Raw genomic sequence first — 25177 nt, 5'->3', positions numbered from 1 at the left:
GGCATCCTATGATTTGACAGAAAAAACCTCCAAGCTGCCGCGTGTTACTGAACATGCGACGTTTGGAGGTTTTGTTGTGCTGCTTCATTGATCTCAATTATTCAGCATTCAGCACGAATTTGTCGATGGCGTGCTTAACACCGTCTTCGTTATTGCTGCTAGTGATGTAATCAGCCAGCCTTTTCAAATCAGGAATGGCATTCTCCATCGCTATGCCGAGACCCGCACATTCGAGCATTTCGTGATCATTCCAGGAGTCGCCGATCGCAATTGTTTCGGACAGATCACAGCCATAATGGTTAGCAAGGAAGGTAAGAGCGTGGCCCTTGGTGCCTTCGTGATGCATGATTTCCAGAAAATGGGGCTTGGATTTGGTAATATGCACTTCACTGCCGAGTAGCTGGCGAAGTTCCGGGATCAGCTTGTCCAGCACTTCCGGCTCATCAATAATCAGCATTTTAGGAGTAGGCAATGCTACCACTTTGCTGAATACAGGCTCTACAAAATATTCTGTATTGTTCAGCTCGGTGTAATCCTTGATTTTCTGATTATCTTCACGTGTGTACAATTTGTCATCTATATACGTTTGCAGATGCAGATTGCGTTCCACGCAGAATTCATGCAAGCGACGTGCGGCCACGAGCGGAACATAACGCTCATACAGCACGTTTTCGTCCAGCAGGTTTTTAATCAAGGCACCTTGGTACGTAATGATTGGAACGTTCAAGCCAGTTTGGCGGGCGAGTTGTTTGGCAGATGCATAAGCACGTCCTGTTGCAAGTGTAACCACGACACCTTTGGCTACAGCAGCTTCAAGCGCCAGTTGCGTTGCAGGAGTAACTTCTTTCTGATCGTTAATGAGTGTATCATCAATATCAATAGCAATTAATTTATACATATCGGTATTCTCTCCTTTATCTCTATCATGGGGCAATGTTCAAATTGTATCTTATAATATTCAAAATGACAATATCAGAATGAAAAGGGGACGACTCCTTTAAGAGCCTGTCCCCTTATAACCACTAAAGAATTGGATTGAATCCATGGAAAAAAGAAACTGTTAGTCTTCCAAAAATACGAGTCCGACAAAATCGTCCAGCTCAATATTGCCGAAATAATGCTTCAAATCGAGAGAGGACAAGGCTTGACGAACCTCACCTTCATCGTAGCGTTTGCCGCGCAGAATATTTTCAATATCAGCGACGTCACCCACACCGAAGAAATCGCCGTAGATTTTAATATCACGGATGTAGCCTTCCTTGAGATCCATGCGGATATCAATAATGCCGACCGGAAATTTACGTGTGTGCTTGATATTGCTTTCAGGAGATTGCCCGTAGTTCCAGTCCCACAATTGGTAGCGCTCAGCGGAAATTTTATGGATTTTGGCCCAATCGGCATCGGTTAGCTTATATTGGGGTACCTGATCCAGCTCTGCATCGAATATGTAACGCAACAACTCCTCGCGGAATTGCTCAATGGTCATCTCACGATCCATTAGCTCGCTGATGTTGGCGACGCGGCTGCGGACAGATTTAGTGCTTTTGGATTTAAACTTTTCGGGATTGGCATGCAGTGATGTAGCCACATTATCCAGATTCAGGTTAAACATCAATGTACCGTGGCTGAACATGCGTCCGCGCGTGGCAAATTGGGCGTTCCCTGAAATTTTGCGCTCACCGACCTGAAGATCGTTGCGGCCGGTCATTTCGGCTTCCACATTCATTTGGCGCAGGGCGTCAATGACAGGTTGTGTGAATTTGAGGAAATTATGAAAGGACTCCCCGTTATCCTTGGTAATGAAGCTGAAATTTAAATTACCGAGGTCATGATATACCGCTCCGCCACCGGACAGGCGACGAACGACTTGAATGTTGTTGTCTCTGACAAACTCGGCGTTGATTTCTTCAATGGTATTTTGATGCTTGCCTATAATAATAGAAGGCTGATTAATGTAAAACAGCAGATAGCTGTCATCCAGCGGAAGATGCTTGAGCGCGTACTCCTCAATGGCAAGATTAATGGTTGGGTCGTGTATGCCCTGGTTGTCGATGAACAGCATGTCCATTCCTCCGTATATAACCTGTGTAGTTTTATGTGTACCTCCTTCTATTGTATCCCAAGTGAGCGATACACAAAAGCTCATTTGCATTGACGGGACGCGAAAAGCAGCCCCATAATGGAGCTAAATGATTCGGAACGGTCGGAAAGGAATGATAGGCAATGATAGAGGTTTACGGTCACGGCGGGGACAGGGAGACGGCTGCGGCGACATTCGGCGGGGCGGCTGCGGATTTTGTGGATTTTAGCGTAAATATTAATCCGCTGGGTCCGCCACCGGAGGTGCTTGAGGTGCTGCAAAGCGCGTTGGACACTGTGGTTCGCTATCCAGACCCTGGACACCGGAATTTTAAAAATATGCTGGCGCGGCGACTGCATGTTCCACCAGAGTCGCTGAGTATCGGAAACGGCGCGGCTGAGAGCATAGCGTTGCTGTTACTGGGACTGGCTCCCAAACGTGTGGGCACGGTGGAGCCGTGCTTTTCGGAATATGCCGAGCTAGCGGGTAAATTTGGAGCCGAGGTAAGCAGGGTGTACGGCAAGGCCTCGCTTCAATGGAAGGCGGATGTTGAAGACATACTCCAGCTCATGGGGCAGGTGGATGTTCTGTTCCTCGGTCAGCCGAATAATCCGAACGGTGTACAATACGGTGATCAGGAGCTGCGCGAGCTGGCAGAGGGGGCGGGGAAAACGGGCACTGTGCTGGTGGTGGATGAAGCATTTATTGATTTTATCCCGCAGGAGCGGCAAATTTCACTGTTGCCTGTGCTGGATCGGTATCCCCATGTGATTTTAATCCGGTCGATGACCAAATTTTATGCGATTCCGGGCTTGCGTCTGGGCTATGCGATTGCTCATCCGGACTACATCCGGCGAATGACGGCCAAGCAGGTGGCCTGGAGCGTGAACGGACTGGCGTTGCTGGCTGGTGAGGCGTGTTTGCGGAGTGGTGAGGCGTACGAGCGCCGCACGCAGGAGCTGATAGCTACGGAGCGCAGCCGTCTGCTGACCGCTTTGGCGGAATGGGGCTGCGGTGTCATCCCCGGTGAAGCGAATTACGTGCTGGCACGAGCGCCGGGGACGTGGAGCGCATCGGCCATTCAGCAGGCGCTTGGACAGCGCGGGATTCTTATACGGAGCTGTGCCATGTATCCTGGGCTGACGACGAGCCATTTTCGAATTGCGGTCAAGGACGCGGAAGCCAACGGTATGCTGCTGTCTGTATTGGGCGAAGTGCTGGAAGAGGAACGGCGGCGTGACAGTTAGCTTGATCATGATGGCTGCATATCTTCTGGACAGGCTGATCGGCGATCCGAGGTGGCTGAAAACATCGTGGACGCGATTATTTCCCCGCTTTTCTATACCTTGATCGGGGGAGTGCCATGAGCTCTGGCTTATCGTGCCGTGAATACTCTCGATTCCATGGTTGGCTTGAAGGGGGAACCCATTTTGTCTGATGCTCTACCTTCTGTTCTGGTCGTCACGCATGGTGGAGTGATTCGTCAGTTGGCTTGTATACTGGTACTGGGTCATGTTTTTTGGAGCCTGAATCCGAAGCCGGGAGCGGCCATTACGATTCGGTTGAGGCTGGGAGAGCGACACCAGTGGATAGGAAAGGTGCTTTCTTTTTAGGTCAGATAAGGGCAGGTAAAAAACAGGCGGTTTGGGTTGTAAGCCCGTCTTTTTTAACCTATAATCATCAAGTAAAAGAACGGCTTGACCAACACTACATCAAATATCCAGCAGACGAGGTTGGCGCAGTGGGATGAAACCCTCGGGTTCTTTCCAGTGCGCTGTTAAAAGGGAAGCCGGTGTGAATCCGGCGCGGTCCCGCCACTGTAAATGGAAAAATGCCAGCCCGCTATGCTTTATGTGCCACAAAGCATATGAAGGAGCAGTAGGCTGTCGCATGTTTCTGTAAGTCAGGATACCTGCCCGTCCGCCTGTCACCATAGTCCTCGGAAAGGATGACGTGTTCGCAGTGACTGTCCATGCGGAAGAAACTGCCGCCTGCGTACGAGCTGCGCTAATGTGACCCCTGTGTCCTTACCTGAGGATGCAGGGTTTTTTTGAAAGGAAAAGAAGGCTGGATTTAGCAGATATCGGATGATGTTCAAGTAACGCTCTTAAAAGAATTTATATGGAGGGGTGTAAATCATGGCAGGGAATAAATTAAAGGTCTGGACCACAGGCTTATTGGCTCTGATCTTGGTGGTTGTGCTGAGTGCATGTGGAGCTAACGGAAAGAACGCTGAAAATAAAGGGGTTCAAGCCTCACAGCAACCGGGACAGACAGTAACCGCTCAGGAGCCTCCGGGCAAAACGGTCTACCCGCTGACCATTAAGGATGCGACCGGACAGGAGTTTACGTTCAAAAAAGCGCCGGACAAAATCGTTTCCGTCTCTCCGGCTGAAACCGAGGCGCTGTTTGCCATCGGACTGGATAAGGAAATTGTCGGCGTATCCGACTATTCCGATTACCCGGAAGCAGCTACGAAGAAGCCCAAAGTGGGCGGTATTATGAAGCCGAATGAAGAGGCGATCATTGCTGCGAATCCGGAAGTCGTTTTTGCAGGGATATCACTCAGTGAGCAGTCTACGACCAAGCTGCGTGACTTGGGAATTATGATTTTTAAAACCGAGCCGAAAACGGTTGAAGATGTCATGGATAATATTGAACTATATGGGAAAATTACCGACCATCAGAAAGAGGCTAGAGCGGTAACCGACAAGATGAGAGCAGATGTAGCGGAAGTGAAAAACGGTGTTGAAAATATCGGTAAAGGGCAGAAGCTGAGAGTATACGTCGAATTTTCACCCGGTTGGACGGTCGGTAAGGGCGAGTTTATGGATGAGCTGATTTCTTTGGCGGGCGGGGAAAATGTCGCTGCAACCCAAAAGGGCTGGTACCAGATCAATGAGGAAAATATTATTGCGGCCAATCCAGACGTAATTTTATACAGCAAAAATGTCAAGGACGACAAAACTGGCCAGACGCTCGGCGATATTATCAAAGCCCGTAGTGGATGGGATCAAATATCGGCTGTTCGTCACAACCGGGTGTTTGCCGTGGATGATAATCTGATCAGTCGTCCGGGTCCGCGCGTAACGGAAGGTCTCAAGGAAGTGGCCAAGGGCGTATATCCTGAAATTTTCAAATGAATCGTAGACTGATTGGCTTTGGAGGGACAGGTCTTGCCTTATTGCTGCTGACGCTGCTGCTCTGTCTCGGCATCGGCTCGGTCAAGCTTCCCGTCAGCCAAATCACGTGTATTCTGGTCAACCATCTGCCGTGGTTAGGTGAGACGTTTACACCGGATTGGAATCCATCCACAGAGCAGATTATTTTGAAGATCAGACTGCCGCGTGTCTTATTGGGAATGCTGGTAGGCGCAGCGCTTGCGCTGGCGGGAGCCGGATTTCAGGGTGTGCTGCGCAATCCGCTGGCTGATCCGTACACGCTGGGGGTATCCTCGGGTGCTTCGGTAGGGGCAGCGGTGCTGATTTATTGGGGGCTTCAATTTTCGTTTGTAGGCGTATGGACGCTGCCGCTGGTGGCATTTACGACCGGAATGCTGACGTTGTGGCTGGTGCTTACACTGGCGCGGGAAGGCGGGAAAATCCCGACGCAAAGCCTCATTTTATCGGGCGTGGTGATGCAATCTTTTCTGGGAGCGGTCGTTTCCTTTCTGACAGCCATGTCGAAGGAGACGGTCAATGAAATTTTGTACTGGACAATGGGAAGCCTCAGTCTGCGCGGCTGGTCGTATACAGGCATCCTTTTACCTTATGTGGTCATTGGGCTGGTGTTTCTGTGGAACCGGGCACGAGTGCTGAACATTTTGGCTTTGGGCGAACGTCAAGCGGCTCATATGGGGGTTAACGTAGATGCCACGAAGCTTTCTGTGCTTGTCGTATCCACGCTGCTGACAGCCGCTGCTGTTTCGGTATGTGGAGTGATTGGCTTTGTGGGACTCGTTCTACCGCATATCATCCGTCTGGTGACGGGCCCCGACTATCGGATGATTGTTCCGTTATCCGCGCTGGGCGGGGCTATTTTCATGGCTTGGGCCGATACCGCGGCACGTACGCTACTGGCTCCAACCGAAATTCCGCTTGGTGTCATGACCGCCTTTGTCGGCGCACAGTTCTTCGCATATCTCCTGTACCGGAACAAGAAGCTGCGCAGGGGGGGATTGCTGTGAAGGAACCAAGTGGACCACAGGCACTGCGAGTCCGGGCGTTGGAGATTACCAGTCTGACTCGTGATTTTGGGGAATTCCGTGCGTTAAAAAATATAAGCTGGAGTGTAGACGAAGGAGATTGGTGGGGCATCATCGGTCCGAACGGCAGTGGAAAGTCGACGCTGCTGCATCTGCTTTCCGGTGTGGATCACGCGACTTCGGGAAACGTTCTTATATATGGTAGAAAGGTCAGTAGCTATGGCAGAAAAGAGCTTTCCCGTCTTGTAGCTGTGCTCCAGCAGGAGGGGCTCCCCCCGGTGGGTTACACGGTAAGGGAAGTCGTGGAAATGGGACGTTTTCCCCATCAGGACTGGTTTGGTAGAGAAAAGGTGGATAAGAAAAAAGGGATGGACTCGGGAATCATTACGGATCGTGTGCTGGAGAGGCTGGGTCTTACCAACTTGGCGGACAGGCCGTTAGACCGTTTGAGCGGGGGACAGCGGCAGCGTGTGGCTTTGGCGAAGGTGATGGTGCAGGAGCCGCAGATTTTGCTGCTGGATGAGCCTACAACCTATCTGGATTTACGCTATCAGCTTGAATTTATGGAGCTGCTGGCGGAATGGCGCCGGGAAACGGGTGTGACGATTATTTCTGTTCTGCATGATCTTAATTTGACTGCCCAGTTTTGTGATGACTTGCTTGTGCTCAAGGACGGAATGGTTGAGGGGCTAGGAGCTTCATTAGAGTTGTTAACAGAGGAGCGAATTCGCCATGTGTATGGCGTTGAGCCTGTAATGTTGCCTCATCCGGATAGTGGTGTGCCGCAGCTTTTACTGCGAAGAAGTGCAAGGGATGCAGCTGGTCGGGGCGAACGACTTGATTAACTGGAGTAAAGTGGTGAAACAACAGAATTTATGATGAGATCGCTAAACACATATAGGGGGCAGGGAGTGGAAGGTATGAATGAAAAATTCCGGCAGTTGTCGCCAGCATTGGACAGCCGGATGGGGCGGTAGCCTTGGCGGCGTCGGAGCACCTGGATCAATTAACGAAGCCATCGGGAAGTTCTGGAAAGCTGGAAAGTCTGGCTATACAACTGGCAGGCATTACAGAGATTAACAAGCCTGAGTTTGACCGTACGGTGCTGTCTGAACGGGATCTGTCCGGTTTATTGCTGCTTCCGAAGGTTTGGAGCCGCTGGTTTATGGTAAGCGCGATGAAGCGCTGGCGGCGCGTTTTTCCGATATGACTGGCAGACGTGTCGAATTGGCTGTGTTCCGGGCTGTACTTATCACGTTGGGTGCCGCAGCAGGGCAATGTATCATTGCCGGATAGTTCACAGAAACAGGCGGCATAGGCAATACATCTTTTACAGCGGATTGGCAGTCAATCCTTTCTCATCCGGGTGAATTAGCCATTTGGACAGGCTTTTTGCTGCTGCCGCTGCTGGCCAATGGTGTTGGAAGCTTCACAGCAAGCCGTATTAACCGCCGTTTGGGTGGGCTGACGGGGGATATTTACGGAGCCTTGAACGAATTGCTGGAGACCGTTTTATTGCTGTTTATTGTGATTTTGCATGGACTGTAAGCAGATGTTTAAATGAATTGGTAAAAGGGGAAGAGGCCATTGTCAAATTTCGAACCGTCCCGCACGAATCCCGCAGCAGTGCTTATGCTTCAGGGCACAGCATCGGATGTGGGCAAAAGCGTGGTGACCACTGCATTGTGCCGTATATTCACGCAGGATGGCTATCGTCCCGCACCGTTCAAGTCACAAAATATGGCGCTAAATTCTTATGTCACCGAGGACGGCAAAGAAATTGGACGCGCTCAGGGTGTGCAGGCAGAAGCCTGCGGAATTGAAGCAACGACCGACATGAACCCGATTTTGATCAAGCCGGTTAAGGATATGCATTCACAAATTATTGTTCACGGTGTGCCTTATGCATATATGAGTGCTTCCGATTACCGAAAGGAATTTTTGCCGCAAGCCAAGCAGACGGTCATGGACGCGCTGAATCGGCTGCGTGATACCTATGACATTGTGCTTATGGAAGGGGCAGGCAGTCCGGCAGAAATTAATTTAAAGGACCGCGATATTGTAAATATGAATCTTGCGGGCTGGGCGGACGCTCCAGTGCTGCTTATTTCGGATATCGACCGTGGCGGTGTTTTCGCATCTCTGGTAGGGACGATTGAACTGCTGGAGCCGCATGAGGTGCAGCGTATTCGTGGATTCGTCATTAACAAGTTCAGAGGGGATCTGTCCCTGCTTCAGCCGGGGCTGGACTGGCTGGAGAAACGGACCGGTATTCCTGTACTCGGCGTGCTGCCCTATCTACCGGATATCCGCATTGAGGCAGAGGATTCCGTGGTGCTGGACAAGAAGCCCAAGCTGCCTGCAAAGGATAAAGCGCTGGACATTGCGGTCATTCGCTATCCGCGTATTTCCAATTTTACAGACACGGATGCTTTGGCCGCAGAGCCGGATGTAAGTGTACGTTATGTCACGAAGGCCGGAGAACTGGGTGTACCTGATGCTATTATTTTACCGGGGACGAAGGACACGATTGGCGACCTGCTTGAATTGCGGACAAGAGGTCTGGAGCAGGACATTCGGGAGGCTATGAATGCGGGACGCACGCAGTTGGTTGGCATTTGCGGAGGCTATCAGATGCTCGGTACTGCCTTGTTTGATCCCGAAGCGGTCGAATCCGGGTTGCCTCAGCAGGCAGAAGGATTGGGTTGGCTGGCTCTTTCCACGACCTTCTTAAAGGAAAAGCAAACGGTACGCGTACAGGGAACCTTATCTAATCACTGTCCATTGTCGCTAAATACGGCGCCCGATTCGGATTCTGCTCCCGCGCCGATGATTGAAGGCTATGAAATACATATGGGCGTTACGGAATGTGTTACGGAACCACACGCGCCTACAGATCGTGCCGAGGGAATGAACCCAATGCACACGTTATTCCATATCCGTCGCGGCGAGGGAACGGCCTTTGAGGAAGGTTGGGGAACAGGGGATGGTAAAGTATGGGGGACCTATTTGCATGGTGTGTTTGATAATGATCGTTTTCGTCGTTCCTGGCTGGATGGATTGAGACAAGCCAAGGGCTTGGCAGCGCTGGACAGCACCTTTAATGTACGTGAAGCCAAGGAACGTGAGTTTGACCGTGTTGCTGAGGTGGTGCGTGCTCATTTGGACATGGACCGAATCTACCGCATAATGGGGATGGGCTCTTAACCTTCATAGATGACCGTATAACATTAAAATAATGTCTTTCCGGCTTGCTTCGGAAGAACCGCGGTTCGCAACCATCCCGCGCTATCAAAACTAGGAGGATTTCATGTTTAATTTGCTATGGGGGGCAGCTTTTGTCCTCGTCAATTTTATGTTCTTTTTGTTATGTTATCGTTTATTCGGTAAAAAAGGGTTGTACGCCTGGATTGGTGTGGCTACTGTACTTGCCAACATTCAGGTAACCAAAACCATTGATCTGCTGGGTATTACGACGACTTTGGGAAACACGATGTATGTCTCTATGTATATGGCCAGCGATTTGCTGAATGAAAAATATGGGCCCAAAGAGGCGCGTAAAGCTGTGTGGTTCGGATTTTTCACCTTGATTATGACGACGCTAACGATGCAGATGGCGCTGGTGTTTCAGCCTAATGCAACAGACTTTGCCCAGGCGCCGATGCAGCAATTATTCGGATTATTACCACGACTTGCACTTGCCAGCCTGACAGCTTATGCGGTTAGCCAATTACTGGACGTGCGTCTATACTCCTGGATTCGCAAGTTTTTCCCGGAACGTCACCAGCTTTGGATTCGCGGCAATGGCAGCACGATGATTAGCTCGTTTATGGATACACTCATTTTTTGCAGCATCGCCTTTTACGGCTATGAATGGGGAATATGGCTGGAGCTACTGTTCACCACCTATATCTTAAAATTTGTACTAACCGCGGCGGGTACACCGATATTGTACATCGCACGCAACTTCCGCTTGGCAGAAGAGGAGGGGCAAACCCTCAAGCCGTAATTTGGCTTGGGGTTGCCCCTCTTTTTTTAACTTGGCTTCTTAAGACACAAATGTAATGAATGCAATTAGCTTTATCCCAGCACCGTCAGCTCTTTCGGAAAAGAAGTCAGCACTTCTACGCCGTCAGAGGTGACCAGAACGTCATCCTCAATCCGCACACCACCGAGGCCTGGCACGTAAATGCCGGGTTCTATAGTGAACACGAAGCCCTCATAAAGCAGGTCTTCATTGCCGCCATGCACAGACGGATATTCGTGAACGCTCATGCCAAGGCCGTGTCCAACCCGATGGTTAAAGGCGGGACCATACCCGGCAGCTTCTACAACTGCACGTGCTGCCTGGTCTACGGACGCGCAGGATACACCCGGGCGAATGGCGGCAATACCAGCCTCGTTCGAGCGGAGTACCGTCTGATAAATCACCTCCAGCTCAGCTGACAGCTTGCCAAAAGCAAAAGTGCGCGTAATGTCTGAGGCGTAACCATCTGAATATACGCCCATATCAAACATTAGCAGATCGCCGTGTTGCAGCTTGCGTGTGCCCGGAACACCATGAGGCAGAGCTGTTTTGGGTCCAGACAGTACCGTGGTGTCAAAGGACGGGCCATCTGCGCCGATTTTCTTCATCTGGTATTCGATTTCGGCTACCAGCTCGACTTCTGTCACGCCTTCACGCACATGGGTCAGGCCGTGGCGAAGTGCGTCTTCCACCAAATGTACGGCATGTTTCAGACGCTGTACTTCTTCAGGTGTTTTTCTTACACGCATATCCTGAAGCACGGGACCGAGATCCACATATTGAGCCGCGCCAATGGCAGTATGTAGCTGCTCGTAGCGGAGTACGGAGACGTGTTCCTTTTCCAAGGCGAACATCTTCACCCCAGCACCAGTGCGTTGGCGCAGCAGATCATAAGGATTGTCTGTATCTGTGTGGGTGGAGATGCGAGTCACGGAAGAAGCAGCGTAGGCCGCCTCTGCATCCAGTGCAGGCACGATCAGTTCAGGCTCCTCGTCCCGAAGCAGCACCAAGCCGAGAAATCGCTCATGCGGCTCACTGGCAAAGCCGGTCAGGTAGTAGATATGCTTGGGATCAGTGACGAGCAATCCGTTCCATGACTGTGACTTCAGTTCATCATACAACCGGGTTATCTTATCATTCATACAGATGTATCCCTTTCTACTCATGGATTCATGATAACGTTTATTACATATTTGTTTGTAGATCTGACTGACTTTAGTCTCGTTCCTGACTTAATGTCTGTAGACGTGCCTGTACATTCTGATCATAAAAACCCCCATGGTAGCACAGCACCTTCTCGACATCCAATACAGTCAGTTTACCGAGGCTTTCCAAGGCTAGTGGCATATCCGGTGTAGCCGATTCAGCAGGGCCGACCAGTTCGCCTTCAACTACAAGGAGCTCGTCCGCCGCCAAAAGCAGCTTTTGCGCGGGCACATACAAACTGATATGCCCCGGCGTGTGGCCGGGTGTATGAATAATCTGTATTCCCCCACCATATGGTAGATGCTCACCATCCTCAAGAATATGGGCAAAGCGCAAGTCCGGCAGGCGGCGAATCATATCTTCTGCTTGCTGCTTGAACGCAGTATCCATCTGATTGATTCGTTCCGGCGTCAGCTTCACAAACGGCCGATCTCCTGTCATATAAGGAATATCATCCTTATGAGCCAATAGAGCGGTATTCGGCAGCAAGTCCATTAGTGCATGAACATTCCCGATATGATCAATGTCCTGATGCGTTAAAATAATTCGCTTCAGGTGGCTGATATCCTCTCCCACATCTGCCATAGCCTTGAGTAATGGCTCCAATTGACCGAGCATCCCTGTGTCAATGAGTGTAAGCCCGTCCTCATCCTTGAGCAGTACAGGATAAATTGTTGTCTTTCCAAAAAAGGATTCAATAGGTACTTCCAGAATCAAGATTTGAGTTCCAATATTCATATTAAGCTGCTTCAGAATCTCGTAAACTCCGAAGCACACCTCCTCGTCTCATGTTGTTTAATGGGTTGACCAAGCTTTGAAGCTTTTGTTTTTCTTCAAGCCCTATTATAGAACCCTTTGTATCCGAGCCGCAAAAAAACAACTTAATATGGCTGTTTGGGTGCTTGTCTTGTACAATGAAATAAATGAACAGAACAGGCGGCGATACGAACGATGAATAGGAACCAATCTTTTTCGATTGAATTTGCGCGCAGGGAGGATCTCCCGGATATTGTGGGCATTTATAATTCCACCATTGCAGGACGAAGGGTAACGGCAGATCTGGAGCCTGTGACAGTGGAGAGCCGTATCCCATGGTTTGAGGCTCATCAAGAAGACCATCGACCTTTGTGGGTTCTGAAACATAAAGAGGCGATTGCAGGGTGGGCCAGCCTTCAGTCTTTTTACGGACGTCCAGCTTATAACGGTACGGCGGAAATCAGTATTTATGTCCATGAAGATTCTCGTGGAACCGGAGCAGGAAGTCGTCTCGTCCAGCACGTGCTGAATGAATGCCCAAGGCTTGGAGTTACGACGGTGTTGGGGTTTGTATTCGGTCACAACGAGCCGAGTATCGCCTTGCTGCGGAAGTTCGATTTTGAGCAATGGGGTTATTATCCGCGTGTTGCAGTGCTGGACAGCATAGAGCGGGATCTGGCTATTTTGGGTAAACGAGTGGATGTTGAGGATAAATAGACGAACAAACATCGTTTATAGAGGGGAACATGAAAAAAAGCTGCATCCAAATGCTTTGTACACTACAATCGTGCGTGGTTTTGGAAGCAGTCTTTTTATGTTGTGAAAAAATGATATTGCCTATCCCCGTCGTTTAGCGCTGCGGTTTATAACGTATGTTGCAAAAAATCTGATTGAGTACCTCGGACAGCACCAGGCCGACAGCAATGGCACCTGCGATCATCAGCGTACTCATAGCTAGCTCCAGTGCCTGAGGATAATTATGTTGTACAAACTGTCGCATCGCATTGTAGGCCATTCCCCCCGGGACAAGCGGAATCATGCCTGCCACGCTGAAAATAATAACGGGCATTTTGTACAGTTTGGCAAAACTCTGGCTGATGATTCCGATCAAAACCGTTGCCAAAAGGCTGGCGCTCACGGGTCCCATGCTGTCTGTAGTCCAATAATAGACGAGCCAGCCCAACATGCCGACGAAGCCGCATTGTAGCAGTGAATGTCGGGGAGCGTGGAAAAGAATGCCGAAAGCAGCCGTAGCAATAAAGCTTGTGAATAATTGTGCAAGCATAAACTTGGATCTCCTCCGAATCACATATACGAAATGATAACCGCAACGCCAGCCCCAATGCCAAAGGACGTCAAGCAAGCGTCGGCGCCCTTGGATATGCCCGAAACGAGGTGCCCGGCCATCAAATCCCGAATGGCATTTGTAATTAATAAGCCTGGCACCAATGGCATAACGGAGCCAATAATGATTTTGTCCATCATCTGGCCCCAGCCTGCAATTGTCAGTAAGGCCGCCAGCAAGCCGATTAAAAAAGATGCAGAAAACTCTGAGAAAAACTTAACTTTAACGAGTCTGTGAAAATATTGCACGGCCGCAAAGCCAGCCCCGCCACAGAGTAAGGCTGCGGGGAAGTCTCGCCAGACCCCGCCAAACATAATCATAAAGCAGCCGCTGGCCAATGTCGCAGCCATCAGCTGTACGCGAGTGGAATAGCGTAGAGGCCCGCATTCAATTTTGGAAAGCTCCGTAACTGCTGCGCGGGGGGACAAGTCACCGTGACTTATTTTACGTGAAATCGCGTTAACCTCTACTACCTTATGCAAATCGGTGGTCCGCTCCACAATCCGGATCAGCTTGGCAGGCTCCCCGTCGTTAATGGCAAAAAAAATCCCGGTCGGTGTCACATAGCTATGGGACTGGGATATGCCGTAGGCTGAGGCAATGCGGGACATTGTGTCTTCGACGCGATAGGTTTCGGCTCCATTTTGCATCATGAGCTTGCCAGCCAGCAGACAAACTTCGATGATCTCAGGGGTAGGATAGGAATGATTATTCATGCTCGCTCTCTTTCATTCGTACCGGCCGTTTGGCCGTATTATTGATATATATTGTAGCACAAAAAGCCGCCCTTTCAGAGGCGGTTGTGTGGAAAATAAGAAGGAGTCTGTCAAGATTCCATCGTATCGGGAATAACTGTATAGTAGGACTCTTCCAAATGTGTTGCAGCCTCAGACAAGCCCATGGATCTAAGCTGTCCTGCTACAAAAACACGAAGGGCAGAATGGGTGAACAGATGGCGTGTTTGAGCATCCCGGATAAAGGCCAATCTCGCTTCACGCGAAGCGTTGCGGAACAAATCACGAACCGTTTCACCTTGTTTATCCCAATGAAAGGACTCTACCACGCTTAAAAGAGCACTCTTCGTAGGGGAATGCTGTTTTGCGGAAGAAGGAAATGCCGGAATGCCCAAGCCGTTTAGTGTAGGGGCAGCTTCGTTTTGCTTGCGCTCGGTTCGCAAACTGTCGATGTAAGCAGCCATATCCTGAATCGGTTGGACACCGAAGCGCTCCCGAAAGCATTCCCGCACAAACGCAGTGCGTTCATCTACGGCCTGAGGCGGCCGCTGTCCTGTATGTCCTGTATGTCCTATATAATCCTGTCCACTGGCGAAGTATCGCTTTAATGAACTGTTCTCTGTATAAACTACACTGAAAAAATCCTGCAAGTGGCGGGCAACCACCCATACACCCGTCCAGTCAACAGGGGATATGCACACAATGGGTGCCTGCGAAAGATCTTTTTCAAGTCCGAAATCTGTTAAAAAGCCGTAATGTATTCCGTCCACGCCTGCGTGGGCAAAGGGAATCACATCCGGCGGTGTAGCCATATATCGTGGCGCGCGGCCATGCTCCATAATCAATCCCAAATCAAAACCCAGGGAATGCCGGTTCGCTTCAAGCTCCTGTTCAAAGTCTATCATTGCCTCAATCAAAGGTGTAGCCGATCCGTAGGCAGGGTTAAAACCGGAATTCATTGTGTATGCCTCCTTATCCAAGTATATCCGTAAAGCGTTCATCCCTAAAAGGTACGTGATTTTACACGAAATGTAAACCTATCTCTGAATCTTTTCAAAAATGTGAACTTTTACCCGTGTGCTATGGAATAAACCGCTTTTGGGGCAAAGCAGGACGAGGTACCTATTTTAGATAAGTACAGAAGTAAGGTGAGCTTGCGAAAAAGATGTCTTTTCAGTTTATGACCGTCAAGGTGAAGTGTGAATGCGGGAGTGAATACAAATAACAACTACAAATTCATATCGAAACTACAGATACGAGCTATGGATGGCGAAGGAGTAAGGTGCAACGTATCGGGTCATACACCATCCTGAATCCATTCCTGAAGACGGCCCGTAATATAACTTATCGGCATATGTCTAGCTTCATTTAAGTGGTTTAGAACAGAGAAGGAAGGGATCGCGCATGGTTGAACAATGGAGGCTGGCAGACGAAATTATAAGTCAAGTGACGGTTTACAGTACGGAGGATAATGATCCGGTTACGATTAAAACAGTCTCCCAAGACGTCCGTTGCATTGGCATCGGGACGGATGCGGCCGTATTTACACTCGATACGTTGCCCGGCTACGCGTTCAAGGTGTACTCAGACATGGCGATCGAGAAGAAGGATGCGGAGGCCGACGTATACGAGCGTTTGCGGGGGGCCGATTTTTTTCCTCATTATTATGGGAAAGGCGATAAGTATATCGTTATTAGCTATGAATCAGGTATTACGCTGTTGGATTGTCTGCTGCAAGGCATTCCGGTGCCAGAGCAAGTGATCCAGGACGTGGAAGAGGCGAGGGAGTTTGTCCGGTCCAAGGGGCTGAATCCACGTGATATTCACCTCAAGAACGTACTGATGCAAGATGGACGCGCCAAGGTATTGGACGTATCCGAATACGTGAAGGAGGGCGATGACAAGCGCTGGGAGCATCTGGTGTGGGCGTATTATACGTTTTACTCAGGGATCTCGGAGGTTAAAGTTCCGTCATGGGTTCTGGATACGATAAAAAAATGGTACTACAAGCTGGACAACTCCAGCTTTAATCTGGAGGAGTTTGCCCAACGCGCCAGCCAGTTGTTTTCCAAATGGAAGCCATAATGCCAGGAAATATTGATCTTCTTATACAAAAGGATTGCACCCGTATTAGGGTAGCAATCCTTTTTGGCACGTTACATGACGATTCTCTTTTACCTGAAATCGCGAGGTATTCTTCTGGCGGTTCCGCTATCAATCGCAGCCCGAATGACCTTCTCACGCACCCGCTGAACGGCATTCTCGTTAAATACACCGGGGATGATATACAGCTTATTTAATTCTTCGGGGCGGATCGTACTCGCAATGGCTTCTGCTGCCGCAAGCTTCATCTCCTCGTTAATTTCACGGGCGCGACAGTCGAGCGCCGCGCGGAATATGCCGGGGAAGCATAGCACGTTGTTGATCTGGTTAGGGTAGTCTGAACGTCCAGTAGCAATGACGCCTGCGATGTCTTCGATCTCCTCGGGGGCAATTTCGGGGGTCGGGTTAGCCATGGTGAACAGCACCGGAGCCTCGTTCATACGTTTTACGTCTTCCCGTTGGAGTAGCCCGCCTGCCGACAGGCCGATAAACACGTCAGCGCCTTCCAGAACCTCGGACAGCGTGCCTGACAACCGTTCCGGGTTGGTATGCTGTGCGTACCAGTCCCACACCGGATGATCATACGTTTCATCGGCTGTAATGGCTCCGTGGCGATCTACACCAATGATGTTAACTGCACCCGCAGACAGCAAAATTTTAGTGCAGGCTACACCCGCAGCTCCGATACCGCAGACGACGATTTTGATATCAGACAGCGCTTTGCCGACGACCTTGAGTGCATTGATCAGCCCTGCGTACAAGACAACAGCGGTGCCATGCTGATCATCATGAAAAACAGGAATGTCCAGCTCCTGGCGCAGCCGCTGTTCGATCTCAAAGCAGCGGGGCGATGAAATATCCTCCAGATTAATACCACCGAAAGCTGGAGCGATTTGCTTGATCGCCTTGATGATTTCCTCAGTGTCCTGTGTGTCCAGACAAATCGGGAAAGCATCGACCGACCCGAGCTGCTTGAACAGCATAGCTTTGCCTTCCATGACCGGCATAGCCGCGTAGGGGCCAATATTGCCCAAGCCGAGGACAGCGCTTCCGTCAGAGACGACAGCAACGGTGTTACGTTTGATCGTCAAACGGAAGGCTTTGTCCCGCTCCTCATGAATCGCCATGCACACGCGTGCTACATCTGGAGTGTAAACCCGGGATAAGTCGTCACGATTCTGAATCGGAACCTTGGGCTGCATTTCAATTTTACCCCCAAGGTGCAGCAGAAAGGTCCGGTCAGAGATGGACAGTACCTTTACGCCTTGCGCTTTTTTAATCCGGGCAATCATTCGGTCCATCTCGGCCGGGTCCGCAATGGTAACTGTAATATCCCGCACGGTGACCTTTTCAGAGGTGCGAATAACGTCAATCGCGATAACATCCCCGCCATGTTCGTTGACCAGCGTAATCAATTGACCAAATTGGATGTACTCAGTAGAAATTTCCAGTCGTAAAATGATATTTTTACCGCCAATACCGCCTTGCATACAAATTCCTCCTTTGTCTTCCATAACAAAATTAGTAGGATCAATTGACTGCGCTTACAATCGAAAACGTGCTTAAAAGGTGAATTTAATATTTCAAATTAGTGGATTCTTTCCCTATCATAGTGAAAAATCTCCCATTTGTACAGATAAAGCTGAATCAAATCTCTCATTTTGCATCAAAAAATGAACAAAAGCCCGGCTCTGTTTCAGCTTGCATTGGTATAGAGGCGATGTCAGGGTCATGGGCTATTTCCCCTTATAGTCGCAATATTCATACACAGGGAGGCATCAACGTTTCCTGTCTCATGCAGTCTCACGCTCCTTAAGGATCTATTGAAATCATGTTATCCGAGCGAGCCTCGTTTTGACATGTATGGAAGCATCATGCGTATATACTTTATTTTATGTTCAGCTAATCTTTAGTAACAGGATTTATAATGTGACCATGCAGATGATGAACAGAACATCGAAAATGAAGGTGGTGAACGCCCATGTTTGGGGTACAGATTCATCAGCATGTAAATTTGGAAGCAGAAAAACTCTTTTCAACTGGCGTTCGATACGGATGCGCACTGGAATACCTATGTAATTGAAGAAGGAAAGTTTGTCTATACTATATGGGGAGGCGAAAGCCAGGTCCATGATTCTTTGCCCGTCTGAAGAGGCATTTCGCCGTAAAATCATAACGCCGCTGAGCGTGGAGGTTACAAACCAGATGAATGACTTGCTGATTCAACGTGAGCTTCACTATTTTTAAAAGCATGCATGTGAGCCATTGCGGAAAAATGCGGATACCTGAACGGATTTTATATTAGTCAAGTTTTTTCGGCCAGAAAACACATATCACCTTCACAATACCACAAACTTAACCGAATAGATTATAGACTTGCAAGGATAGTGAATGGTGACTTTTGGCATTGCGAAAAATGAAAAAAAGACACTTCAGCTAAAACTAAGTGTATAATGAAATAAACGTAAGAAGCTAAGAATCATGAAGTTAAAATGAATTTGATAGCCAAAAGGATTTCATAATCCCATCCCATGTTACACTGAGAGTAAAACGATGAAAGGAGTTTCAAGATGCTGGCTTTGTCCGATCCGGCCTGGGTTTTGCTCCAAGGCCCCTATGGTTCCTCTCAATACATCCCGGAAATGTTGAAGCAGCTCCAAGCCGGATATGACGGCGAAATGGCTGACACCTTGTATTGGGACGAACTGTATCACCAAAATACGTTATATACTTGTACCTTCGCGGCTGTACCGTACCTCGTAGATATTGCGTTAAACAGTTCTGATATAAGTATTCGAGCGGATATTTATAATATTTGCGGAATATTCGAGGCGAAAAATGTTAATCCCTTACATACAAAAGTTCCGTTGGAATTTGCAAGGGATCGGGTAGAATTGGATGCAGATCTGTCTGAATATATATATGAACAATATCGACAAGCCATTGACCGGCTAACAGGATTGACCGAGGAAATGGTGCTGTATGCCAAGGACCGCGAAGGAAATGTCGGCAAGCGTTATGTTTTGGCTGCTGCTGCTGCCTTTCAGGGTTATCGATGTGTAGCTTTTATGCTGCAAAGCTTTGATACTGGTGATGAATATACGCTGGATTGTCCGCATTGCGGAACCCCGCTCTATATTTGGCCTGTTGAACAGAGTGATGTCCTGGTGGCTTACGATAAAGATCCGGTAAACTCAAACAACCTGGTTCCCCATCCGATCCAACCCGGCACATTAGACCATAAAGTTTCTAAACTACAATGGCTATATCAATACGCCCAAAAAATTGAAGAGAACAACCTTTTGGCCCATTTACCCTATTTAAACGGTCGGCTGAATTGCCCCATTTGCATTACACCGATCTTCATTTGGGACGAGCTGGTGAAAGTGGTTAATGGTGTCGGAAGGCATACTGCTTAATAAATGACGGATTGTCAAGCCAAGTGCGACAGTTCCTCTGAAAAGGATTCGTGAGCAGTTTTACACCCAAGGCTTCATCCGAGATTTGGGCGAAATTCGTCCCTTTGGGGAAGAACTCTCGCAAGAGGCCATTGGCGTTCTAATTGGAGCCTCGTTGCCAGGAGGAATACGGGTCAGCGAAATACACCTGTACGCCGTGAGTGGCCTCCAAGCTCGCATAACAAGCAAACTCCTTGCCTCGGTCAGCTGTAGCCGCTTGAAATGCCCCCGAGGGATACTGCGAAGCAGCTACCCCAAAGGCAATCTCCATAGACCAAGCCGTACGGTCAGGCATCCGTATCGCCGTGTATAGGCGGGTCTTGCGCTCAATGAACGTTGCTACGCAGCCTTTGCTTTTCCCGCGGCCCGAAACGACCGTGTCCAGTTCCCAGTGACTGAACGTTTCCCGAGAACGGACCTTTTTCGGGCGATGGGAGATCGTCTTGCCGATTATAAACTGGCCACGTGTCTCTGTAGGTCTCTGGCGCTTGCCTTTATGCCGTAGGATCGTTAGCGTACCTTTCACCAACAGACCCGCATACAGCCAGCGATACACGGTTTTGAAGCAGACCACACACGGCCCCTCTTGACGGAGCCGTTCTACGATCTGTTCGGGAGACCAGGTGGCCTGAAGCTTTTCTTCGATAATCATCGCCAGCTCGGGGGGGCCATTTCCCGCCAGGGATCGAGGCCTTTCGCCGCTGGACATAACTCTCCTGAGAAGACTCTGCACGATACGTCTCCTGCGCTACGTTTCGCCGTAATTCTCGGCTAATGGTGGATTCTCCTTGTGTGAATGGGTGTATGAGAACTTTCATCCTACACGAATCCGGCCATGGGCCCTTTGTTTATTGATTTCCAGTGGATGTCGCACTTCATATTACAATCCGTCAAATAAAAAAGGGTGCTGTGTCATACAGCCCCCTGATTTTCCTGTAGATTTTTTTCGCTCCAATATTCCTGCTTGTCTTACGTAAGTCTACTCTCGAAACGGACTTAAAAAGGTTTTAGGAATGTCGGATTCAAACCGCAGTAATACTCCAGTAACGGGATGAATAAACGACAGTACCCGAGCATGCAGACCGAGGCGACCGATAGATTTGGCTTTGGAGCCGTATTTTTTATCTCCTACAATCGGATGACCGATATCCTCCATATGAACGCGAATCTGATTCTTGCGTCCAGTTTCCAAACGTACTTCCAGCAAGGAAAAATGCCGATTGGCCTGAAGCAGCTTGTAATGAGTAACCGCGTGCTGTCCGTCATTCGGATATGGGCTGGAATACATTTTCAGCGTCTTGCTTTCCTTCAGCCATGAGGTGATCGTACCCGCAGCCTTTTTAACCTGTCCTTCTACGAGAGCGATGTACGTTCGCTCATACACGACTTCCTTCCACGCTTGTTGCATTTCCTGCTGTATGGCTTCGCTTTTGGCAAACATCATGACTCCAGATGTATCACGATCCAGACGATGCAGCACAAAAATACGATTGTATGGATGTTCGCGTCGCACATGTGCCGTAAGCTGGCGGTATGCTGTTATTTCCTGTTCCTGCGCAGAGGCGACGGACAGCAGCCCGGCATCCTTGTGGATGACAATAATGGCCTCATCCTCATGCAAAATACGTAGCCCGGTCAGCGGCACCACGGGAGTGATTTTTTCCTTGGAGAGCGCCACAGTCTGTCCTTGCTCCAGAGGGAAATTGTACACGGTACGAGGAATGCCGTTCACGGACACCTGCCCTCGGGCCAGCGCTGATTTAATGGAATTGCGGCCCATGCCAGACACATGCTCTACCAAAAAGTTCAACAATTCGGCAGGCTCTTGTACGGTGTATGTTTTTGCAATGTTTTTTTCCGGTTTACCGTGCTCCCGGGTAGCATTTTTATCAAAAACCCCTTTTTTGCCCTGTGCTTCGGGTTTATGTGAGCCGGATTTTCCGGCGGGTTTGTGGCTGCGCTTGGAGTTGTTTGTGTTTGGCGTGGATTTTGTATGATTTTTTCGATTGGGTTTACGATTGTTCATGGGTTCTTTCTCCTTCTTGGTACCGTGTCTCATCATAGTAATGGACAAACTTGCGGCACCGTGTCCACTATATCATGAGAAAACAGCGAACGCCATGGTAGAAGGGTTCAATAAGAATTTCATTATACATCATGCCTATGGGCTTCCAGCGGTTGAACATTACCCTGAACCCCGGTAAACTAAAGGTAACGAAAGATAAGCCGATATGCGTCGAGGGACGCTAGAAATATGAGGAGTTTTGAAACTATGAGTGTACAAGCACCAACATTGGAACGGGCGCAGGATTTGCTGCAAAAATTTTATGGCTATCCCGATTTTCGGGAGGGTCAGAAAAAAATTGTCGCCAGTATGCTGGAGGGCAACGATACGTTAGGTATTATGCCGACAGGTGGCGGGAAATCCATATGCTACCAGATTCCTGCGCTGCTGCATGATGGGCTGACGATTGTTGTGTCACCGCTGATCTCCCTGATGAAGGATCAGGTGGATGCGCTGACCACGATGGGAATTGCGGCTGCCTATATCAATAGCACGCTGAGTGGCCGAGAAGTGAACGACCGCATACGTGCCGCACGGAACGGTGATTTGAAGCTGCTGTATGTCGCACCGGAGCGGCTGGAGCTGGATTGGTTTCGCGATGAGATGGCGCAACTGTCGATTTCCTGCGTTGCAGTTGATGAGGCGCACTGTGTATCCCAGTGGGGGCATGATTTTCGCACCAGCTATTTGGCGGTGGCACCGTTTGTGGAAGGGTTGTACGAGCGCCCGATTGTAGCGGCATTCACGGCAACGGCGACACCGCAGGTCATGGACGATATCGTGCGGCTGCTTCGCCTGCGTGAGCCGGAGACATTCGTCACGGGACTGGGACGGCCGAATTTGTCGTTCAGCGTGCTGCGTGGGGAAGACAAGCGTAGCTTTCTGCTGAATTATGCGCGTGAGCATAATAGCGAATCGGGCATAATTTATGCGGCGACACGCAAGGACGTGGACGATCTGTACCAACGGTTGCAGGATGCGGGAATGGCGGCTGGGCGCTATCATGCCGGGATGACCGATCAGGAGCGGGCAGACAGCCAGGAGGGGTTCCTGTACGACGATATCCGTGTCATTGTGGCGACCAATGCCTTCGGCATGGGAATCGACAAATCAAACGTGCGATATGTTATTCACTATAATATGCCTAAAAATATGGAGGCTTACGTACAAGAGGCGGGACGCGCAGGACGTGACGGCGATCCGAGTCAATGCATTTTGCTGTTCGGACCGCAGGATATTGTGACTCAGAAGTTCCTGATCGAGCAAAATCCACAGGACGAGGATCGCAAGCGCAACGACTACCGAAAGCTCCAGCAGATGGTTGATTATTGCTACACGACTCGCTGCTTGCGTACGGCACAGCTTGAATATTTCGGCGAGGCAGAGGAGCATGAAGCTTGCGGCATATGCAGCTCATGTACGGATGAACGGGAACTGGTAGACATGACCATTGATGCGCAAAAGATTTTTTCGTGTATTCACCGCATGCGAGAACGTTTTGGTGTTTCCATGGTAGCCTCGGTATTGAAAGGCTCGCGTAACAAAAAAGTGCTACAGTATGGCTTTGACAGCCTGCCAACCTATGGTGTAATGGGCAATCGGACGGAAAAAGAAATTTCTGAAATTATTAACGTCCTTGTATCGGAAGGTTATCTGCTGCTGTCTGAGGGACAATATCCGGTTGTGCGCTTGCAGCAGCCTGCGGCTGAAGTGCTGAAAGGTCAGCGCGAGGTCATGCAGCGTGTGGTGCGACATGCCACAGCTTTTGCAGGTGGGGCAGGCTCACGTGGACGACAGGGACGCGATGCGTACCCGGCGGCAGTCAACGAAACGGTGTTCGAGCAACTGCGCCTGATCCGCCGCGATTTGGCCGCGCAGGAGCATGTGCCGTCCTACATCATATTTAACGATGCTACGCTGCGTGAGATGAGTGTAGCGAACCCGCAATCCGAGGCGGATATGCTGCGGATCAAGGGTGTCGGTGAAGTGAAGTTCCGCAAGTACGGCAAGCTGTTCCTTGATTTTTTTCAAAATCAGGGGAATGCCGGAGGAACGGTAAGCGAAGATGAGATTTATGCAGACGATGTGTACGAGGATTTTGAATAGCTATACTATAAAGATATGAGGCATCGTGCAAACTATAAAAGGTGTGACCTATGAAAGTCATCTTATCAACTTAAACGCAAAATATAATTATACCTCGCTGTCGACCCGGTGCCTCAAAGCCTACAGTGAAAAGGACTTTGACATTGAGCTGGCGGAGTATACGATCAAGGACCCTGTGATGAACATCGTATCCGACCTGTTTCAGCGGGGAGCGGAGGTCAAAATCATTCTCGGTGGCCCGGAAGTCTCTTACGATACCGACCATTGGATGAAACGCCTGCCGAATGTGGATTTTATCGTTTTCGGTGAGGGGGAGGAAACCTTTCATCAACTGCTTCAGGAGATTGAGGGTAGGCAAAAGTACCATTTTGTCTATGGACTGGCCTACCGCAAGGGAGAAGAGTCATTCAGATGCCGGGCCGTCCAAAGGCGGACTTGAACGAGCTGCCGTCACCGTACCACTTTCGGAGGATATACCGGAATTAGGCAAACGGGTTGTTTATTTTGAAACCAGTCGGGGTTGCCCGTTCAGTTGCCAGTTTTGTCTGTCCAGTATTGAGGTAGGAGTACGTTATTACGATATTGAGCGTACGAAGTCAGATATTCTGTATCTGATCGACAACGTGGCCAACCTGATCAAGTTCGTGGATCGGACCTTTAACATTAAACGCGATTATGCACTGGAAATGTTCAAGTCACGAATCCTTTTCAGAGGAGCTGTCGCACTTGGCTTTGAAGTTATGCTGACGTTTTTGGGTAATCAGGAAAATGGAATTGACCTGCCCGAGGGCTGGGTCAAAACCTCAACGTACTGGCTGGTGACTGCAAATGAGCAGATCGTCGGAGCGGTGAATATCAGGCATGAGCTTAACGAAAAGCTGTCGAATGCAGGAGGGCATATCGGCTACGGTATCCGTCCTTCTGCACGGGGGAATAGCTACGCTTTTACTATGCTTGCGTTGGCACTGGAAAAAGCAAAAAAGCTGGGGATTTCCAGAGCTTTGGTTGTATGTGACTCCGATAAATTCCCTCCCAAAAAACAATCCTTGGCAAGCTTTGGTTCTCATAGAATACTTTGATTATAGAAGGAACA

20 protein-coding genes, 6 pseudogenes and 1 riboswitch are annotated in these 25177 nt (G+C 49.5%); of the genes and pseudogenes, 16 read left to right on the top strand and 10 right to left on the bottom strand.

The window, feature by feature from the left end; genetic code table 11:
• Positions 1 to 97: 97 nt before the first annotated feature.
• Together ACWGOO_RS03770 and ACWGOO_RS03765 are read right to left on the bottom strand one after the other, a co-directional pair.
• Positions 98 to 898, bottom strand: a complete 801-nt coding sequence (locus ACWGOO_RS03770) for a Cof-type HAD-IIB family hydrolase (RefSeq protein WP_452481490.1) — start codon at positions 896 to 898, stop codon at positions 98 to 100.
• 162 nt (positions 899 to 1060) lie between these two features.
• The gene (locus ACWGOO_RS03765; protein WP_452481489.1) at positions 1061 to 2062 is read right to left on the bottom strand and encodes a lipoate--protein ligase; all 1002 of its coding nucleotides are present in this window, start codon (positions 2060 to 2062) and stop codon (positions 1061 to 1063) included.
• A 161-nt stretch (positions 2063 to 2223) separates the two neighbouring features.
• On the opposite strand from ACWGOO_RS03765, the gene cobD reads away from it, so the two are divergent.
• The 9 genes and pseudogenes from cobD (at position 2224) to ACWGOO_RS03720 (ending at position 10293) form a co-directional block, all read left to right on the top strand.
• A complete protein-coding gene (gene cobD / locus ACWGOO_RS03760; RefSeq protein WP_452481488.1) occupies positions 2224 to 3327 on the top strand; it encodes a threonine-phosphate decarboxylase CobD in 1104 nt (367 codons plus the stop codon).
• Between the two features lie 51 nt (positions 3328 to 3378).
• Positions 3379 to 3693, top strand: a pseudogene (locus ACWGOO_RS03755) (cobalamin biosynthesis protein); the annotation flags it as partial.
• Between the two features lie 127 nt (positions 3694 to 3820).
• Positions 3821 to 4014: riboswitch (cobalamin riboswitch) on the top strand.
• Between the two features lie 204 nt (positions 4015 to 4218).
• Positions 4219 to 5223, top strand: coding sequence for an ABC transporter substrate-binding protein (locus ACWGOO_RS03750; RefSeq protein WP_452481487.1), 1005 nt, complete (start codon positions 4219 to 4221; stop codon positions 5221 to 5223).
• The gene (locus ACWGOO_RS03745) at positions 5220 to 6266 is read left to right on the top strand and encodes a FecCD family ABC transporter permease (protein ID WP_452481486.1); all 1047 of its coding nucleotides are present in this window, start codon (positions 5220 to 5222) and stop codon (positions 6264 to 6266) included. The genes ACWGOO_RS03750 and ACWGOO_RS03745 overlap by 4 nt, the downstream gene beginning before the upstream one ends.
• A complete protein-coding gene (locus ACWGOO_RS03740; RefSeq protein WP_452481485.1) occupies positions 6263 to 7129 on the top strand; it encodes an ABC transporter ATP-binding protein in 867 nt (288 codons plus the stop codon). The genes ACWGOO_RS03745 and ACWGOO_RS03740 overlap by 4 nt, the downstream gene beginning before the upstream one ends.
• Positions 7130 to 7204: 75 nt before the next feature.
• A pseudogene (locus tag ACWGOO_RS03735) lies at positions 7205 to 7383 on the top strand (nicotinate-nucleotide--dimethylbenzimidazole phosphoribosyltransferase); the annotation flags it as partial.
• Positions 7384 to 7832 (top strand): annotated as a pseudogene (locus ACWGOO_RS03730) (adenosylcobinamide-GDP ribazoletransferase); the annotation flags it as partial.
• Positions 7833 to 7871: 39 nt separating this feature from the next.
• A complete protein-coding gene (locus ACWGOO_RS03725; RefSeq protein WP_452481484.1) occupies positions 7872 to 9491 on the top strand; it encodes a cobyric acid synthase in 1620 nt (539 codons plus the stop codon).
• Between the two features lie 103 nt (positions 9492 to 9594).
• Positions 9595 to 10293, top strand: coding sequence for a queuosine precursor transporter (locus ACWGOO_RS03720; protein ID WP_452481483.1), 699 nt, complete (start codon positions 9595 to 9597; stop codon positions 10291 to 10293).
• 71 nt (positions 10294 to 10364) lie between these two features.
• Here the strand turns inward: ACWGOO_RS03720 and ACWGOO_RS03715 are convergent, their stop codons facing one another.
• Both ACWGOO_RS03715 and ACWGOO_RS03710 read right to left on the bottom strand, forming a co-directional pair.
• Positions 10365 to 11453, bottom strand: a complete 1089-nt coding sequence (locus ACWGOO_RS03715; RefSeq protein ID WP_452481482.1) for a M24 family metallopeptidase — start codon at positions 11451 to 11453, stop codon at positions 10365 to 10367.
• 73 nt (positions 11454 to 11526) lie between these two features.
• Positions 11527 to 12255 carry an MBL fold metallo-hydrolase gene (locus ACWGOO_RS03710; protein WP_452481481.1) on the bottom strand — a complete coding sequence of 243 codons (729 nt, stop codon included), beginning with the start codon at positions 12253 to 12255 and terminating at the stop codon, positions 11527 to 11529.
• A 213-nt stretch (positions 12256 to 12468) separates the two neighbouring features.
• On the opposite strand from ACWGOO_RS03710, the gene ACWGOO_RS03705 reads away from it, so the two are divergent.
• Entirely contained in the window at positions 12469 to 12990 is a 522-nt protein-coding gene (locus ACWGOO_RS03705) for an N-acetyltransferase family protein (RefSeq protein WP_452481480.1), read from the top strand.
• A gap of 133 nt (positions 12991 to 13123) precedes the next feature.
• Here the strand turns inward: ACWGOO_RS03705 and ACWGOO_RS03700 are convergent, their stop codons facing one another.
• From ACWGOO_RS03700 to ACWGOO_RS03690, 3 genes are all read right to left on the bottom strand, one after another.
• Positions 13124 to 13558: a threonine/serine exporter family protein gene (locus ACWGOO_RS03700; RefSeq protein WP_452481479.1), complete on the bottom strand. Its 435-nt coding sequence runs from the start codon at positions 13556 to 13558 to the stop codon at positions 13124 to 13126.
• 20 nt (positions 13559 to 13578) lie between these two features.
• Complete coding sequence (locus ACWGOO_RS03695; protein ID WP_452481478.1) at positions 13579 to 14334, bottom strand: threonine/serine exporter family protein; 756 nt, start codon at positions 14332 to 14334, stop codon at positions 13579 to 13581.
• A 110-nt stretch (positions 14335 to 14444) separates the two neighbouring features.
• A complete protein-coding gene (locus ACWGOO_RS03690) occupies positions 14445 to 15311 on the bottom strand; it encodes a hypothetical protein (RefSeq protein ID WP_452481477.1) in 867 nt (288 codons plus the stop codon).
• 445 nt (positions 15312 to 15756) lie between these two features.
• On the opposite strand from ACWGOO_RS03690, the gene ACWGOO_RS03685 reads away from it, so the two are divergent.
• Positions 15757 to 16437, top strand: a complete 681-nt coding sequence (locus ACWGOO_RS03685) for a serine/threonine protein kinase (protein WP_452481476.1) — start codon at positions 15757 to 15759, stop codon at positions 16435 to 16437.
• Positions 16438 to 16526: 89 nt separating this feature from the next.
• Here the strand turns inward: ACWGOO_RS03685 and ACWGOO_RS03680 are convergent, their stop codons facing one another.
• Positions 16527 to 17945, bottom strand: a complete 1419-nt coding sequence (locus ACWGOO_RS03680; protein WP_452481475.1) for a malic enzyme-like NAD(P)-binding protein — start codon at positions 17943 to 17945, stop codon at positions 16527 to 16529.
• A gap of 589 nt (positions 17946 to 18534) precedes the next feature.
• Here ACWGOO_RS03680 and ACWGOO_RS03675 point away from each other — a divergent pair.
• Positions 18535 to 18702 (top strand): hypothetical protein, encoded by a 168-nt coding sequence (locus ACWGOO_RS03675; protein WP_452481474.1) that lies wholly within the window; start codon positions 18535 to 18537, stop codon positions 18700 to 18702.
• Between the two features lie 323 nt (positions 18703 to 19025).
• Positions 19026 to 19874, top strand: a complete 849-nt coding sequence (locus ACWGOO_RS03670) for a hypothetical protein (RefSeq protein ID WP_452481473.1) — start codon at positions 19026 to 19028, stop codon at positions 19872 to 19874.
• On the opposite strand, the pseudogene ACWGOO_RS03665 reads toward ACWGOO_RS03670, so the two are convergent.
• Both ACWGOO_RS03665 and ACWGOO_RS03660 read right to left on the bottom strand, forming a co-directional pair.
• Positions 19846 to 20695 (bottom strand): annotated as a pseudogene (locus ACWGOO_RS03665) (IS30 family transposase); the annotation flags it as partial. The gene ACWGOO_RS03670 and the pseudogene ACWGOO_RS03665 overlap by 29 nt on opposite strands.
• 197 nt (positions 20696 to 20892) lie before the next feature.
• Entirely contained in the window at positions 20893 to 21939 is a 1047-nt protein-coding gene (locus ACWGOO_RS03660; RefSeq protein WP_452481472.1) for an RluA family pseudouridine synthase, read from the bottom strand.
• Positions 21940 to 22185: 246 nt separating this feature from the next.
• On the opposite strand from ACWGOO_RS03660, the gene recQ reads away from it, so the two are divergent.
• From recQ to ACWGOO_RS03645, 3 genes and pseudogenes are all read left to right on the top strand, one after another.
• Positions 22186 to 24084 carry a DNA helicase RecQ gene (recQ, locus tag ACWGOO_RS03655; protein ID WP_452481471.1) on the top strand — a complete coding sequence of 633 codons (1899 nt, stop codon included), beginning with the start codon at positions 22186 to 22188 and terminating at the stop codon, positions 24082 to 24084.
• 50 nt (positions 24085 to 24134) lie between these two features.
• Positions 24135 to 24824, top strand: a pseudogene (locus ACWGOO_RS03650) (B12-binding domain-containing radical SAM protein); the annotation flags it as partial.
• Positions 24816 to 25163 (top strand): annotated as a pseudogene (locus ACWGOO_RS03645) (GNAT family N-acetyltransferase); the annotation flags it as partial. The pseudogenes ACWGOO_RS03650 and ACWGOO_RS03645, both read left to right, overlap by 9 nt.
• Between the last annotated feature and the right edge of the window lie 14 nt (positions 25164 to 25177).

The sequence above is a fragment of the Paenibacillus sp. NPDC055715 genome (assembly GCF_053617595.1).
The sequence above is the reverse complement of the archived record's forward strand: the minus strand, read 5'-3'. Positions and strand labels throughout refer to the sequence as shown.